The sequence below is a fragment of the Massilia niastensis DSM 21313 genome, from assembly GCF_000382345.1.
GTDB lineage: Bacteria > Pseudomonadota > Gammaproteobacteria > Burkholderiales > Burkholderiaceae_D > Telluria > Telluria niastensis.
In genome coordinates this window covers 51,590-65,174 of the sequence record NZ_KB908111.1, presented here as the reverse complement: position 1 = coordinate 65,174, position 13,585 = coordinate 51,590, and the positions used below count along the sequence as shown (strand labels likewise).

Genomic DNA, 13,585 nt, shown 5'->3' with positions numbered 1-13,585 from the left:
GTCTCGACGCTGGTCTCGACCAGGATGCCGCGGTCCGCACCGATCGCCATGCCGGTACGCAGGGTTTCCTGGCACTGGGTCACGCCGACCGACACCGCCACCACCTCGGTGACCTTGCCCGATTCCTTCAGGCGCGTCGCTTCTTCCAGCGCGATCTCGTCGAACGGGTTCATCGACATCTTGACATTGGCGATATCCACGCCGCTGCCGTCGGATTTGACGCGGACCTTGACGTTGTAGTCGACCACGCGTTTGACGGGTACCAGGACTTTCATAGGGTGCCTTTAGAAAATGGAATGGTGAAATGGCCTAGATTATAAGAGAAGTTCAGGCTTCAAACGAAATTAAAGCACGATCGTGCGTTTTTGAGTTAGAGGAAATCGACTAAAACGCATGAGGTATAAAAATAGGAGAGATAACGGGGCGGCGTCGCCCTGCCCCGTCGTCGTGAAGCCGCGCTCTTACTTGCGGCGCATCAGGAAGATGAACTCGCCATTCATGTGCGAGTGCGACAACAGCGCATTGCCGGTCTGTTTGGCAAAGGCCTGGAAGTCGCGCACCGAACCCGTGTCGGTCGCGACGATCCGCAGCACCTGGCCAGTTTCCATCTCGGCGAGCGCCTTCTTCGCTTTGAGGATGGGCAACGGGCAGTTGAGGCCGCGCGCATCCAGGTCTCTCTGGAATTCCATGATATCGGTGTCGAAAGTGGTATCGCTCATCGCATGCCTGCTTTGATTAGGTGGTCCGTCTGACTCATACTACTCCAATTCGCGGATTATGACGCAGCGCACCAAAATAGTCACACATTATTGCAAAAGTGCAACCGGATTTGACGTTTCGCAAGATTGTAGCACCGCAAGAAAATAGTTTCGTTGGCAGACTTGCACCAATAAGGTGCATATTTACATGAAAGTGCGGGCTGTTTTAGCGAGTTGCAAGGGTAAGGGAATCCACGAAAGTACGTAGCGCCGTACGCAAGGGCGCCGGGCCGTCCGCACCACCCGCCGCACGCGGACGATGCTACCGTGTGGTTCTTACATGAAGCTGTCTGGCAGGCGGAGCGGCCACGCACGGTTTGCTGGCCGCGTTTCCATTCAATGAAAGTCCTTTCAGGAGAACATGATGGCAACGAAAAAGATCTTGTTGTTGACTGGCGATTTTGCGGAAGACTACGAAACCATGGTGCCCTTCCAGGCGCTGCAGATGGTCGGGCACATGGTCCACGCGGTCTGCCCCGGCAAGAAAAAGGGCGACAAGATCAAGACCGCGATCCACGACTTCGAGGGCGACCAGACCTATACCGAGAAGCCCGGCCACCTGTTCGCCCTGAACGCCGACTTCGCCGAGGCCGATGCGGGCAGCTATGACGCGCTGATGATCGCCGGCGGCCGGGCCCCGGAATACCTGCGCCTGGACCCGCAGGTGATCGCCCTGGTCCAGGCTTTCGCCCGCGACGACAAGCCGATCGCGGCGGTCTGCCATGGCGCCCAGCTGCTGGCGGCGGCCGACGTCATCCGCGGCAGGCGCGTCTCGGCCTACCCGGCCTGCTCCCCGGAAGTGCGCATGGCGGGCGGCGAGTATGCGGAGATCGCGGTCGATGCGGCGGTCACGGACGGCAACCTGGTCACGGCGCCGGCCTGGCCGGCGCATCCGCAGTGGCTGGCCCAGTTCCTGGCGCTGCTGGGGACGAAGATCGAAGCATAGACCCTGGCCTGCGGGCGAAAGCGGCGGCCTGGGCCCAAAAAAGGGCCGGGCCCTGTGCGTGACAGGACCCGGCCCCTGGCTGACTGGCGCCTGGCGGCGCCATGGATCAGGCGCGCTCGCCCACCCAGCCGGCCACGCCGGCCAGCGCCTGCGGCAGCGCCGACGGATCGGTACCGCCGGCCTGCGCCATGTCCGGACGGCCGCCGCCCTTGCCGCCGACCTGCTTGGCGACGAAGTTCACCAGCTCGCCCGCCTTGACCTTGGCCGTAGCGTCCGCGGTGACGCCGGCGATCAGGCTGACCTTGCCGTCGGCGACGCTCGCCAGCACGATGGCGGCGGTCTTCAGCTTGTCCTTCAGCTTGTCCATGGTCTCGCGCAGGCTGTTCACGTCGGCGCCTTCCATCGTCGCGGCCAGCACCTTGATGCCGTTCACGTCGATGGCCCGGGTGGCCAGCTCGTCGCCCTGGCCCGATGCCAGCTTCGACTTCAGCGCCGCGATTTCCTTCTCCAGCGATTTCACCTGGTCCTGCACCTGGGCGATACGCACCGGCAGTTCGTCCGGGCTGGTCTTCAGCGCGCCGGCTGCTTCGGTCAGCTTGCGGTTGATGGCCTGCACCAGCGCCAGTGCGCCCTCGCCCGTCACCGCCTCGATACGGCGGATGCCGGCGGCCACGCCGCCTTCCGAGATGATCTTGAACAGGCCGATGTCGCCGGTGCGGGTGACGTGCACGCCGCCGCACAGTTCCTTCGACGAGCCGATGTCCAGCACCCGTACGGTGTCGCCGTACTTCTCGCCGAACAGCGCCATCGCGCCATGCTTGACCGCGTCGTCGAAGCTCATGTTATGCGCGGCGGTCGCGTGGTTCTCGAGGATCTCGCGGTTGACGATCGCCTCGACCTTCGCGATTTCGTCGGCGGTCACTGCGGTCGGGTGGCTGAAGTCGAAACGGGTCTTGTCCGGATCGACCAGCGAGCCTTTCTGCTGCACGTGGCCGCCCAGCACTTCGCGCAGGGCCTTGTGCATCAGGTGGGTCGCCGAGTGGTTGCGGATGGTGCGCGCGCGCTTGACGGTGTCGACCTGGGCGTCGACGGCGTCGCCGACCTTCAGCGAACCTTCACGCAGCACGCCGTGGTGGCCGAACACCTCGGCCTGGATCTTCAGGGTGTCCTCGACGTCGAAGCGGCCGCTGGACGCCGCGATCACGCCCTGGTCGCCGACCTGGCCGCCCGACTCGGCGTAGAACGGGGTGGTGTCGAGCACCACGATGCCGGCCTGGCCGGCCTTCAGCTCCTGGACCGAGACGCCGTCGGCGTACAGGGCCAGCACGTGGGTGTTGTGCACCAGCGACTCGTAGCCGACGAACTTGGTCTTCTCGCCCGAGTACTCGACGTTGGCGGCCATCTTGAACTTGCCGGCGGCGCGCGCGGTCTTCTTCTGCTGCTCCATCGCAGCCGCGAAACCTGCTTCGTCCAGGGTCACGCCGCGCTCGCGGCAGATGTCGGCGGTCAGGTCGAGCGGGAAGCCGTAGGTGTCGTACAGGGTGAAGGCGGTGCCGCCGTCCAGGTTCTTCGGATCCTTGGCCAGCTGCGCTTCCAGGATCTTCATGCCGTTTTCCAGGGTCTCGCCGAAGCGCTCCTCCTCGGCCTTCAGGACCTGGGCCACGCGCTCTTTCGCGTCGCTCAGTTCCGGATAGGCGGCGCCCATCTCGATGTCGAGGTCGGCCACCAGCTTGTGGAAGAATGGCTTGGTCTGGCCCAGCTTGTGGCCGTGGCGCAGCGCGCGGCGGATGATGCGGCGCAGGACGTAGCCGTGGCCTTCGCTGCTCGGGATGATGCCGTCGACGATCAGGAAGGAGGCGGCGCGGATGTGGTCGGCGATGACCTTCAGCGAGTTGTTGTTCAGGTCAGCCGCGCCGGTTTCGCGCGCGGCGGCCTTGATCAGGGCCTGGAACAGGTCGATCTCGTAGTTGCTGTGCACGTGCTGCAGCACGGCGGCCAGGCGCTCCATGCCCATGCCGGTGTCGATCGACGGCTTCGGCAGCGGGGTCAGGACGCCGGCTTCATCGCGGTTGAACTGCATGAACACCAGGTTCCAGATCTCGATGAAGCGGTCGCCGTCTTCTTCCGGCGAGCCCGGAGGACCGCCCCAGATGTCGGCGCCGTGGTCGTAGAAGATCTCGGTGCAGGGACCGCAGGGGCCGGTGTCGGCCATCTGCCAGAAGTTGTCCGAGGCATAGCGCGCGCCCTTGTTGTCGCCGATGCGGATGATGCGCTCTTGCGGCACGCCGATCTCGTTGGCCCAGATGTCGTAGGCTTCGTCGTCCTCGAAGTAGACGGTGATGGTCAGCTTGTCGGCCGGCAGCATGTAGACGGTGGTCAGCAGCTCCCAGGCGAACTTGATCGCGTCGCGCTTGAAGTAGTCGCCGAAGCTGAAGTTACCCAGCATTTCGAAGAAGGTGTGGTGGCGCGCGGTGTAGCCGACGTTCTCGAGGTCGTTGTGCTTGCCGCCGGCGCGCACGCAGCGCTGCACCGTGGTCGCGCGCGAGTACGGACGCGTATCCAGGCCCAGGAAGACATCCTTGAACTGCACCATCCCGCTGTTGGTCAACAGCATGGTCGGGTCGTTGCCCGGCACCAGCGGGCTGGAACGCACGATGGTATGGGCCTTGGACTCAAAGAACTTGAGGAACTTTTCGCGGATTTCGGAGGATTTCATGTCGTATGGGCGGAAGAAGGCAGCATGCTTTATAAAGAGTCGATTATAGCCTAGCTGCCCTGTGGAATATCAGTGTGGCGAATATTGACACACGGCGAGGCCGGTCCCGGCCCGCCGCCTTCTTCGCTAGCGCAGCAGGTTGAGGACCGCGCGCGGCTGGCTGTTGGCCTGGGCCAACATGGCCGAGGCCGCCTGCTGGAGGATCTGGATGCGCGTCAGGCCGGCGGTGCTGGTGGCGTAATCCACGTCCTGGATCCGGTCGCGCGCCGTTTCCATGTTGTTGGAACCGTTCTGCAGCACACTCGCCGCGATGTCGAGCCGGTTGCTGGATGCCCCCACCACGGCGCGCTGCTGGTTGACGAACTCGAGCGCCTGGTCGATGTGCAGGATCGCCACCGCCGACTTGTCCATGTCGAGGTCCGCCAGGCCGAGCGCGCGCGCATTCATCGACGAGAATTGCAGTTCGATCAAGTCCCCTGCTTCGCTGCTTGCCTGCACCTGCACGCGCCGCACGCCGGTGGCGCCGCCGAGCTCGGGATACACCACCTGGAAGCCGGACAGGCCATCGCCGGCGTTGTTGTCGCCCGCGTCCGGCACCACGTTGCGTGCATGGCGTACCTGACCGCCGTCGGCGTCGAGGCCGCCGATCGCGCCGGTATCGGCATTGCTCAGGTTCATGCGGTCGTTGATGAAGGCCTCGCCCCTGGCGCCGAACTCGGCGAGGAAAGCGCCCTCGTTCGCAAACACGCCGCCGCTGACGGCCTCCAGCGCCTGGTCCAGGTCCGACCGGTGCTGCGCCATGTGCTGCATGACACCCTTGATCCCGCCCTCGACGCCCAGCTCCTTCATGCGCGCATGCAGGTAGCGGCTGGCCGCATACCCGCCTTCGTAGCTGAAGGTGCCGCCCGCGGTGTCGCTGACCACGTCACCCGCGCCGCCGTCGCCGGCGATCCGCGACGCCAGGCGCTCGTCGCCGCCATGGATCAGCTCGGCAGTGCCTTCGACGAACCACTGCGGCAGCGACGACACGTCCATGGTGTTCATCATGACGGCGTGCGCCATCTCGTGCGCGATGATGCGGTCGCTGTACAGGGGCGCGCCGCCGCCGTCGAGGCTGGGCGCGGTGCCGAAGTCGGCCATGTCGATGTTCAGGCCCAGCCCCCCGTTCGCCGGGCCGACCGAGGCCAGCACGTTCGACGAGCCGTCGGCGGGATCGAGGCTGTCGGCCAGGTTGACGGTGAGCTTGCCGCCCTGCGCTTCCAGGCCGTAGTACTGCTCGATCATGCCTTCGGCCGCGCTCAGCCAGCCGGTCTTGAGACCGTCGAGCACCACGCGCTTCCTGGCGTCGCCGCCGATGCTGGTCGTATCCTGGGAGAACACGGCTTCGCCATTGAAGCGGGTATCCTTGCCGACCTGGTCGATGTGGCCCAGCAGTTGCACCGCTTCCTTTTGCAGGGCGGCGCGGTCGTCGGCGCTGTAGCTGCCATTGCCGGAGGCAACGGCCATCTCGCGCAGCCGTTGCAGGCTCTCGCCGATGCTCGCCATGGCGCTGTCGGCGACCTGCAGCATGGAGCTGCCGTCGTTGATGCTGCGCAGGGCGATGCCGTTCCCGCGCAGGCCCGAGCTCATGCGGTCGACCACGGCCTGGCCGGCCGGGTCGTCGGCAGCGCCACCGATGCGCGCGCCCGTCGTCAGGCGCGCTATCAGCGTGGCCTGGTCGGTCGTATGCGTCTTGAAGTTGCGCTGGGCGGCGAGTGAGAGTGCGTTGCTATGGATTGATAGTGACATTTTTATCACGCCCTACGGGCGGTTGTCTGTACTTAACGACAACCCATCAATCTTCTTGAGACCTGCGGCGAACTATTTGTAGAAATCTGTCATTAGGCGAAATCGGGGCCGATCAGGTCGATCCTGTCGGTACAGAAGGCGTCCACGCCCCAGTCCAGCAGCGCGCGGGCGCGCGCCGGATCGTTGACCGTGTAGCAGAACAGGCCCAGGCCGGCCGCCCTGACCGCCTGCGCCCCCTCCTTCGTCAGGTGGCGGTGGTTGACGTGGATCGCCACCGCGCCGACCGAGCGCGCCTGGCGCTCCCAGTCCGCGGCCAGCTCCACCATCAGGCAGGCGCGCGGCAGCGCGGGTGCGGCCGCGAGCGCCGCTTCCAGGGCTGCATGGCTGAACGAGGACAGCAGCGGCGCGCGCGCCAGGTCCCCGGCCGCGAGCTCGCCGGCGAACATGGCGGCGGCCAGGCGCGCGACCGTTGCGCCGGTGGCGCGTTCGAAGCCCGGCGCCGGCTTGATCTCGATGTTCATCCAGACCCCGTGCGCCCGGCAATACTGCGCGAATTCGGCGAACAGCGGCACCGGTTCCTTGCGGTGCTCATGGCCGAACCAGCTGCCCGCGTCCATGCCGGCCAGTTCCGCGGCGTCGTAGTCGAAGACATGTCCGCTGCCCTTGACCGTGCGTCCCAGCCAGGGGTCGTGCAGCACCACCGGCACGCCGTCGCGCGCCAGCATGACGTCGAACTCGATGGCGCGAAAGCCGTGTTCCATGCCGCGCCACAGGCCGGCCATGGTGTTTTCCGGCGCCAGCGTGCCGCCGCCGCGGTGCGCCAGGATGCGTGGATATCGCCACATGGGGCGCTCCTTTCAGGATCAGGCCCGGCCCAGGCCGAACTGCCAGGCCAGCCAGGCGAACAGGCCGATGTTCAGCGCCACCGTCAGCTGGAACTTCCACTGGAACGACTGCTTGCTCGTCTTGTGGCGCAGCCACTGCTGCGCCAGCAGCGCGCCCGGCCAGCCGCCGACCAGGCTCAGCGTCAGGAGCGTGATCTCGGGCGTGCGCCAGGTCTTCGCGCGGGCGGCCGACTTGTCGATCGCATAGGCGACGAAACAGGTCAGGCTGGTGACCAGGTAGGCCGCGCCGACGAGCAGCGGCAGGTCCCATGCGAAGCTGGCATAGGCATACAGGAGGGCAAACAGGGCGAGCGGGAAATAAGGCATGGCGAGAGCTTACGTTTCTCACGGGTGAATGTCCATACGGCAAAAAACCACCGGCTTAGTGTGTTTATCGTTCGATAACGAACAGAGAAAAGCCTCCCACCCAGCCTACCCTCGATCTTCCCACTATCAGTGAAGCAGGAGAACGACATGGCTTTTGATCTAGGAAACCTGTTGCAGCAATACCTGGGCGGAGCGAATACCGCCAACCCCGGCAACGCCGCGGATGACTTCGACCGGGTGGCGCAGAACGCGCCGCGCGAAGCCGTGGCGCAGGGCGTGACAGGCGCGCTGCGTTCCGACCAGACCCCGCCCTTTCCGCAGATGGTGAGCCAGTTGTTCGGCCAGAGCAATCCGGACCAGCGCGCCGGCATGCTGAACCAGCTGCTCGCCACCCTCGGCCCGGGCCTGCTGTCCTCGGTGGCCGGCGGCGCCCTCGGCAACCTGTTCGGCGGCAAGACCCCGAGCCAGGTCACGCCGGAACAGGCTTCGCAGGTCTCGCCCGAACAGGTGCGCGAGATCGCCGAGAAGGCCGAACAGGAGAATCCGGGCATCGTCGACCGCATGGGCGACTTCTACGCCCAGAATCCCACCCTGGTCAAGGCGATCGGCGGCGCCGCGCTCGCCATCGCGCTTGGCCATATTGCACAAAACATGCGCCGCTAGTACCCACCAGAGCATCCAACCCAAGAACACCAACCAGCGAGGACTATCATGGGCATCCTGAGCAATATCTTCAGCAAGATCTTCCCGGGCCACGCGAAAGCGGCGCCTGCCCCGGCTCCGGCGCCGACCAAGGCGCCAGCGCCGGCAGGCCAGGCGCCGCAGCCGGCCCCCACCCAGCCTGCGCCGCAGGCCGCACCTGCCGCCGCACCGATGCAGCAGGTGGACGTGGAAGAGATTCTCAATAAAATGCAGCAGTCCTCGGGCCAGCAGCTGAACTGGCGCAGCTCCATCGTCGACCTGCTCAAGCTGCTCAACCTGGACAGCAGCCTGCAGGCGCGCAAGGAACTGGCTGCCGAGCTGAACTACACCGGCGACACCGGCGATTCCGCGGCCATGAACATCTGGCTGCACCGGCAGGTGATGAACAAGCTGGCGGCCAATGGCGGAAAGGTGCCGGCTGATTTGCGCGACTGAGCTGCGCGACCGATGTCAGTCGGCGAGAGTCGTGTTGGCCGCCGTGCCGCACGAGAAACAGAACCGGGCGAACGCGTTCTTGCGCGCGCTGCAGCACCCGCATCGGTCGAACAGGCCGATGCCGCAGTGCGGGCAGAAGTCGATGCCGTTGTCCTTCAGGTCGACCGGCCGCTCGCATCCCGGGCACACGCCCTTGCCCAGCCGGGCGAGGGCGACATCGTAGCGCATGGTCTGGCGCCGTTCGACAGCGGGCAGCGCCTCGGCCTGCTTCTGGCGCGCCAGGTAGTGCTGCAGCCAGGTGATCGCATAGCGGCCCACGATGACGGTCAGGACGATCCCAACCGCATAGCGCACGTAGCCGCCGTAGCTGGGCAGGTAAGGCACCAGCTCGAAGAAGAAGGTGAACAGCGCGAACAGGATGAAGCCCCAGGCGAAGGGCCAGTCGGCGCTCTTGCGCTTGTGCCTGAACAGCCAGCCGGCGACCAGCAGCAGCGGCAGGGTCAGCGCCAGCCGGTACAGGAACACCCGCAGTTCCTTGGCTTCCGAGGCGTCGAGGAAGGCCCGTTGCGCCGGCTCCTCGAGGCGGCGCCAGGAGACATGGGCGCGATCCGACGCCTGGGTGGCGTCCAGCATCGCCTGCTGCTCGGCCTCGACCGCCCCCAGCGCCTTGCGCTCGTCGGCTTCGAGCGCGTCGAGGGCCCTGGTGCGGGCGATCAGCTCCGGATCCTGCTCGGGCCGCGCGGTCGCGTCCCGGGTCGCCAGCCAGTTGTCGAAGGTGGCGCGCGCCGAACGGGTATTCGACTGGGCCACGGCATGCTTCTGGGTGGCCTGGTCGAGCCGCTCGCGCGCCGCCTCCCGGCGCTCCCGGGACTGCTCCAGTTCGGCCTTCAGGGCGCGGGCCCGGGCCGGGTCCATGAACTGCTCGACCGTCAGCGGGCGCTCGACGTCCCACAGGTTCCTGACCACCAGGCTGCCCAGCCCGATCAGGAAACCGGCGAACACGATCGCCACCAGCCACAGCCCGCGCTGCAGCCATTTCTCGGTCAGGCGCAAGCCTTTATCCATCGGGGCACTCCTCGCGTGGTGAACAAGGCTCAAGCTTGCCACTGGAAGAGCCGCAGGGCTACCGGCTTGCGCCAGAGCCCGTGCGCGCGCTACCCCTGGTACCGTGGAACGATACCGGGGGCGGGAATGCGGGCGTCAGAAGTAGGACAGACCCAGCGCCTTGCGCACCTCGTCGGTGGTGACGGCCGCCACTTCGCGCGCCTTCATCGTGCCTTCCTTCAGGATCTGCATGACCTGGCCGCGGTCCTTGGCGAACTCCTCGCGGCGGGCGCGGATCGGCGCCAGCAGGTCCTGCAGGATGCCTTCCAGGCGCTTCTTGACCACGCTGTCGCCCAGTCCGCCGCGCGTGTAGTGCGCCTTCATCTCGGCCAGGCCCGCCTTGTCGGTGTCGAAGGCGTCGAGGTAGAGGAAGGCCACGTTGCCTTCCAGGTGGCCCGGGTCGGACACCTTCAGGTGCAGCGGGTCGGTATAGACCATCTTGACCGCGGCGCGGATCTCGTCGGCGCTGGCGCCCAGGTTGATCGTGTTGCCGAGCGACTTGCTCATCTTGGCCTTGCCGTCGATGCCGGGCAGGCGGCCGACTTCCGGCACATAGGCCTTGGCCTCGACCAGGATGTCGCGGCCGGCGATGCGGTTGAACTTGCGCACGATCTCGTTGCACTGCTCGATCATCGGGATCTGGTCCTCGCCCACCGGCACCACGCTGGCCTTGAAGGCGGTGATGTCGGCGGCCTGGCTGGCCGGGTAGGTCAGGAAGCCGGCCGGGATGTCGCGCTCGAAGCCGCGCAGCACGATCTCCTGCTTGACGGTCGGGTTGCGCTCCAGGCGCGCCACCGTCACCAGGTTCAGGTAGTAGAAGGTCAGTTCGGTCAGTTCCGGGATCTGCGACTGGATCAGGATGGTCGTCTTGGCCGGATCGATCCCTACGGCAAGGTAATCGAGCGCCACTTCGACAACGTTCCGGTGTACCTTTCCGATGTCATCCATGTTGTCGGTCAGGGCCTGGGCGTCGGCCAGCATCACGAACTGGCGGTATTCGTCCTGGTAAGTGACGCGGTTACGCAGGCTGCCCACGTAGTGGCCGAGGTGCAACGGACCGGTCGGACGGTCGCCGGTCAGGATGATAGGCGTGGAAGCGGAAGGGGATTGCTGGCTCATCGGGTTTCCTCGGGTTTCTTTTTCCTATGCCCCGATCGTCCTGCGCCAACAAAAACGCCACCCGGATCGAGGCGGCGTTATGTGAAATGCACATCATTTCCTGTGGCCGCGCGCTGTCAGCGGCGCCACCAGGAAGGGAACAAACGATGTGCTTTCAGAAAATTCATGGACCGCATGGTTGCAGGTTGGCGGCCTGCTGTCAACCGCAACCGCGCCATGACACGGCAGGTTGGCTCCCCCAAGACTTTTTTTTCATCCGGGTTGCCACCTGAGTCGTTTATATTGTAAAAATACTAATAATTCATTGGTGAATGTTATGGATTCAAAAACGAGCTCGCACAACCCGACCCGTCCACTCGAACTGTGGGGCGGCCTTGAATGCACCGTCAATCGCGTACGCGACGAATATTTCAGCCAGCTGGACCGTAACGGTCATGCGGGCCGCGCCTGCGACATCGAACGCTTCGCCTCGCTCGGCATCCGCGCAATTCGCTATCCAATCCTGTGGGAACGCACCGCCCCCGACGGCCTTGCCAGCGCCGACTGGAGCTGGCCCGACGAACGCCTGCCCGCCCTGCGCGACGCCGGGGTCACCCCGATCGCCGGCCTGGTCCACCACGGCAGCGGCCCGCGCCACACCAGCCTGGTCGAACCCTGCTTCGCCGAGAAACTGGCCGAGTATGCCGGCGCGGTGGCCGCGCGCTATCCGTGGCTCGAGTACTACACCCCCGTCAACGAACCCTGCACCACCGCCCGCTTCGCCGGCCTGTACGGCGTCTGGTACCCGCACGGGCGCGACGACCGCACCTTCATCCAGGCCCTGCTGGTCCAGTGCCGCGCCGTGGTGCTGTCCATGCGCGCCATCCGCAAGGTGAATCCGGACGCCAAGCTGGTCCAGACCGACGACCTCGGCAAGACCTACGGCACGCCGGAAATGGCCCATGTGGCCGACTTCTACAACGAACGCCGCTGGCTGGCCTGGGACCTGTTGTGCGGCATGGTCGGCCCGGAGCACCGCCTGTGGAACTACCTGCTGGACACCGGCATCGCGCCCGACGAATTCCTCTGGTTCCGCGACAATCCCTGCCCGCCCGACATCATCGGCGTCAACTACTACGTCACCAGCGAACGCTGGCTCGACCACCGTCCGGAGCGCTATCCCGAACACCACCGCGGCATGACCGACGGCAGGCCCTGCGCCGACATCGAGGCCTCGCGCGTGCTGGCCACGCCGACGGCCGGCATCTCGCCGCTGCTGTCCGAGGTCTGGGACCGCTACCGCATCCCGCTGGCCGTGACCGAGGCCCACATCGACGCCAACCGCGAAGACCAGTTGCGCTGGCTGCTCGAGATCTGGGACTCGGCCCGGCAGTCGCGCGACAACGGCGTGGACGTGCGCGCCGTCACGGTCTGGGCCCTGCTCGGCTCCTTCGACTGGAACAGCCTGGTCACCCAGAACCGCGGCTACTACGAGCCGGGTCCGTTCGACGTGCGCTCGCCCATGCCGCGCCCGACCGCGGTGGCGAAGATGATGCGCGAGCTGTCGTCCGGCGCGCCGCTGTCGCACCCGGTGCTGCGCGGCCAGGGCTGGTGGCGCCGGCCGGGCCGCTTCCTGTGCCCGCCGATCGCCACGCCGGCCGCCCTCAGCTCGATCTCGGCCGACGGCCACCGCCTGGTCGGCACCGGCGCCGCCCCGATCCTGGTGCTGGGCGCGACCGGCACCCTGGGCCGCGCCTTCGCGCGCGTCTGCCAGAAGCGCAACCTGGCCTACCGGCTGCTGTCGCGCAAGGAGATGGACATCGCCGACCCCGACTCGGTCGAGCGCGCGCTGGCCCTGCACCAGCCGTGGGCGGTGATCAACACCTGCGGCTACGTGCGGGTCGACGATGCCGAGAACGAGGTCGAGCGCTGCCTGCGCGAGAACACCCTCGGCCCGGCGATCCTGGCGGCGGCCTGCGCGCGCCATGGCGTGCACCTGACCAGCTTCTCCAGCGACCTGGTGTTCGACGGCAGCCAGGACCGGCCGTATGTCGAATCCGACCCGGTGGCGCCGCTGAACGTCTATGGCCGCAGCAAGGCCGACGCCGAAGCCCAGGTGCTGGACAGGAACCCGTCCGCCCTGATGGTGCGCACCAGCGCCTTCTTCGGCCCCTGGGACCAGCACAACTTCGTCACCCTGGCGCTGGACGCGCTGCGGCGCGGCGAATCCTTCCAGGCGGCGAGCGACCTGACCATCACGCCGACCTATGTGCCGGACCTGGTGCATGCCTGCCTGGACCTGGCGATCGACCGCGAGAACGGCATCTGGCACCTGTCGAACGGCGGCGCGCTCACCTGGGCCGAGCTGGCGTTGCGCGCCGCGGAACGGGCCGGGGTCGACCCCAGCCGGCTGGAAGCCAGGCCGGTGGCGAGCTGCGGCTTCGCGGCGGCGCGCCCACGCTACTGCGCGCTGCACAGCGAGCGCGGGGTGCTGCTGCCCAGGCTCGACGATGCGCTGGGGCGCTACCTCGAACTGCGCGCGGGCGATCCGGTCGAGCTGGAGGAACTGCTCATGACCGCGGAAAGCCGGCAGCCGGTGGCGAGCGGGCATCGGCAGCAGGAGGCGACCGACGTGGCAGCGGTGCAGTCGGGGACCTGATAGGGGCCCGCAGCCTTTGCCTGTCATTGCTGCCACCGGCAGCAATGACTTGCTGCCACCGGCGGCGGTGACGGGTTGGGGTGCGGGCCGGAACGGGCTCTGACTTTTGCACCTGCCCGCCCCCCCGCCCCGCCAAGTTAAAATTCCGGCCAGACAATAACGCGACCC

At 66.4% G+C, this 13,585-nt stretch carries 12 protein-coding genes; 4 read left to right on the top strand and 8 right to left on the bottom strand.

Going from position 1 to position 13,585, the window contains the following annotated elements:
* The coding region (locus tag H162_RS0119600; RefSeq protein ID WP_020655195.1) for an electron transfer flavoprotein subunit beta/FixA family protein at positions 1–275 on the bottom strand (275 nt) is incomplete at its 3' end.
* A gap of 186 nt (positions 276–461) precedes the next feature.
* Positions 462–719, bottom strand: coding sequence for a sulfurtransferase TusA family protein (locus H162_RS0119595; RefSeq protein ID WP_020655194.1), 258 nt, complete (start codon positions 717–719; stop codon positions 462–464).
* A gap of 403 nt (positions 720–1,122) precedes the next feature.
* Between H162_RS0119595 and H162_RS0119590 the strand changes: the two genes are divergently transcribed.
* Positions 1,123–1,704: a DJ-1/PfpI family protein gene (locus tag H162_RS0119590; protein ID WP_020655193.1), complete on the top strand. Its 582-nt coding sequence runs from the start codon at positions 1,123–1,125 to the stop codon at positions 1,702–1,704.
* Between the two features lie 106 nt (positions 1,705–1,810).
* Here H162_RS0119590 and alaS read toward each other — a convergent pair whose 3' ends face one another.
* The 4 genes from alaS to H162_RS0119570 form a co-directional block, all read right to left on the bottom strand.
* Positions 1,811–4,420 (bottom strand): alanine--tRNA ligase, encoded by a 2,610-nt coding sequence (alaS, locus tag H162_RS0119585; RefSeq protein WP_020655192.1) that lies wholly within the window; start codon positions 4,418–4,420, stop codon positions 1,811–1,813.
* 126 nt (positions 4,421–4,546) lie between these two features.
* Positions 4,547–6,208 (bottom strand): flagellinolysin, encoded by a 1,662-nt coding sequence (locus tag H162_RS0119580; protein WP_020655191.1) that lies wholly within the window; start codon positions 6,206–6,208, stop codon positions 4,547–4,549.
* 92 nt (positions 6,209–6,300) lie between these two features.
* Positions 6,301–7,053, bottom strand: a complete 753-nt coding sequence (gene ugpQ, locus H162_RS0119575; RefSeq protein ID WP_020655190.1) for a glycerophosphodiester phosphodiesterase — start codon at positions 7,051–7,053, stop codon at positions 6,301–6,303.
* 18 nt (positions 7,054–7,071) lie between these two features.
* The gene (locus tag H162_RS0119570) at positions 7,072–7,419 is read right to left on the bottom strand and encodes a DUF1294 domain-containing protein (protein ID WP_020655189.1); all 348 of its coding nucleotides are present in this window, start codon (positions 7,417–7,419) and stop codon (positions 7,072–7,074) included.
* 147 nt (positions 7,420–7,566) lie between these two features.
* Between H162_RS0119570 and H162_RS0119565 the strand changes: the two genes are divergently transcribed.
* Together H162_RS0119565 and H162_RS0119560 are read left to right on the top strand one after the other, a co-directional pair.
* Positions 7,567–8,082: a hypothetical protein gene (locus tag H162_RS0119565; protein ID WP_040787714.1), complete on the top strand. Its 516-nt coding sequence runs from the start codon at positions 7,567–7,569 to the stop codon at positions 8,080–8,082.
* Between the two features lie 48 nt (positions 8,083–8,130).
* Positions 8,131–8,556, top strand: coding sequence for a DUF3597 domain-containing protein (locus H162_RS0119560; protein ID WP_020655187.1), 426 nt, complete (start codon positions 8,131–8,133; stop codon positions 8,554–8,556).
* Positions 8,557–8,571: 15 nt separating this feature from the next.
* Here the strand turns inward: H162_RS0119560 and H162_RS0119555 are convergent, their stop codons facing one another.
* Together H162_RS0119555 and trpS are read right to left on the bottom strand one after the other, a co-directional pair.
* The gene (locus H162_RS0119555; protein WP_020655186.1) at positions 8,572–9,621 is read right to left on the bottom strand and encodes a zinc ribbon domain-containing protein; all 1,050 of its coding nucleotides are present in this window, start codon (positions 9,619–9,621) and stop codon (positions 8,572–8,574) included.
* Between the two features lie 135 nt (positions 9,622–9,756).
* Positions 9,757–10,779 (bottom strand): tryptophan--tRNA ligase, encoded by a 1,023-nt coding sequence (trpS, locus tag H162_RS0119550; RefSeq protein WP_020655185.1) that lies wholly within the window; start codon positions 10,777–10,779, stop codon positions 9,757–9,759.
* Between the two features lie 316 nt (positions 10,780–11,095).
* Here trpS and H162_RS0119545 point away from each other — a divergent pair, with 316 nt between their 5' ends.
* Positions 11,096–13,417: a sugar nucleotide-binding protein gene (locus H162_RS0119545; RefSeq protein WP_020655184.1), complete on the top strand. Its 2,322-nt coding sequence runs from the start codon at positions 11,096–11,098 to the stop codon at positions 13,415–13,417.
* Positions 13,418–13,585 lie beyond the last annotated feature (168 nt).

Bases quoted from the DNA above. Each gene is read 5' to 3' on its own strand.
- H162_RS0119595 (WP_020655194.1), bottom strand. From the start codon at position 719: ATGAGCGATACCACTTTCGACACCGATATCATGGAATTCCAGAGAGAC.
- H162_RS0119590 (WP_020655193.1), top strand. From the start codon at position 1,123: ATGGCAACGAAAAAGATCTTGTTGTTGACTGGCGATTTTGCGGAAGAC.
- alaS (WP_020655192.1), bottom strand. From the start codon at position 4,420: ATGAAATCCTCCGAAATCCGCGAAAAGTTCCTCAAGTTCTTTGAGTCC.
- H162_RS0119580 (WP_020655191.1), bottom strand. From the start codon at position 6,208: ATGTCACTATCAATCCATAGCAACGCACTCTCACTCGCCGCCCAGCGC.
- ugpQ (WP_020655190.1), bottom strand. From the start codon at position 7,053: ATGTGGCGATATCCACGCATCCTGGCGCACCGCGGCGGCGGCACGCTG.
- H162_RS0119570 (WP_020655189.1), bottom strand. From the start codon at position 7,419: ATGCCTTATTTCCCGCTCGCCCTGTTTGCCCTCCTGTATGCCTATGCC.
- H162_RS0119565 (WP_040787714.1), top strand. From the start codon at position 7,567: ATGGCTTTTGATCTAGGAAACCTGTTGCAGCAATACCTGGGCGGAGCG.
- H162_RS0119560 (WP_020655187.1), top strand. From the start codon at position 8,131: ATGGGCATCCTGAGCAATATCTTCAGCAAGATCTTCCCGGGCCACGCG.
- H162_RS0119555 (WP_020655186.1), bottom strand. From the start codon at position 9,621: ATGGATAAAGGCTTGCGCCTGACCGAGAAATGGCTGCAGCGCGGGCTG.
- trpS (WP_020655185.1), bottom strand. From the start codon at position 10,779: ATGAGCCAGCAATCCCCTTCCGCTTCCACGCCTATCATCCTGACCGGC.
- H162_RS0119545 (WP_020655184.1), top strand. From the start codon at position 11,096: ATGGATTCAAAAACGAGCTCGCACAACCCGACCCGTCCACTCGAACTG.